Source organism: Halococcus sp. AFM35 (assembly GCF_051195015.1).
Classification (GTDB): domain Archaea; phylum Halobacteriota; class Halobacteria; order Halobacteriales; family Halococcaceae; genus Halococcus.
On sequence record NZ_JBNTJU010000103.1, the window covers coordinates 1 to 933 of the forward strand.

1 protein-coding gene is annotated in these 933 nt (G+C 57.0%); it reads right to left on the reverse strand.

The annotated features are described in order from the left end of the window. Positions 1 to 31: 31 nt before the first annotated feature. Positions 32 to 859: an IS5 family transposase gene (locus ACQUQO_RS18260; RefSeq protein WP_435080082.1), complete on the reverse strand. Its 828-nt coding sequence runs from the start codon at positions 857 to 859 to the stop codon at positions 32 to 34. Positions 860 to 933: the final 74 nt, after the last annotated feature.

Below are 933 nucleotides of genomic sequence, written 5' to 3' on the forward strand. Positions count from 1 at the left end.
TGCTGTGTTGAATAGGGGGACGGCGCGGTGATCACAGCTTCTCACAAACTTGTTCGATGTTCGAGATAGCGAACATCAGGACGATCTCACGGAACTCACGATACCAAAATTGCGCTCGCACGGCGGAGCCGAGCGAGCGCTTCGTTGTCGAATACGATGTTTCGGACATCCACCGCTGAGAGTATCCAGCGTCCCGAATCAGTGCATTATGACCGACTGTCTCCAGTGACGATCCACGTTCGAGAACAAGCGGATCAACGTCGAGCGTGTAGAACTCGAACTTGCTCATCCAGTCGTGAAATCCCTTGTCGGCGGCGACTGAGAGCAGGTCGTCGGCGTTCCGCCGGACGACCTGCGGCCCGAGTTTCGTATCGTGCTTCCACTCGACCGAGCACTGTAGATCCAGCACAGCGAGCGACTCCGTATCGGTGAGCGTTGTGACTTTCAGCGTCTGTACGTCTCGATTTGCTCGCTGAAGGTAGTACGACGAGGCGTGACCACGCTTGAAGAACGTGCTGTCGAGAGCAGCGTGACCGGACTGCGGGAGTTGCTCCGCTGAAATGCGGAGCAACGCCCGCCAGATCGTCATATTGAATCGATCGAACGACTTGTAGATCGTGGAGAAGTCCGGGACGTCGTTGAGGTCGAGTTCAAGAATCTCGCGCAGTTCGCTGAAACAGCGGAGACGATTTTCCGTTTCACGGTAGCTGTGGTCGTCTTCGAGCCGATATCCGTGAATGACGAGGTGCTTCCAGCGGGCAAGCCCACCTTCGGCGGGCTTGCCCGCGTTGGTCCCCAACGCTTGTATGGCAAGCCGCTTACAGTCTCTCAGGAAGTCGAGGAGATCCACTTCGGCCATATCGGCCATCCTCGGCTTCGTCCTTACCGATGTGACGGTCTATCCCGCCGCCGTACCCCTATTCAACACAGCAG

Excerpts from the sequence above, each read along its gene's own strand:
- ACQUQO_RS18260 (WP_435080082.1), bottom strand. The coding sequence starts at position 859 with ATGGCCGAAGTGGATCTCCTCGACTTCCTGAGAGACTGTAAGCGGCTT.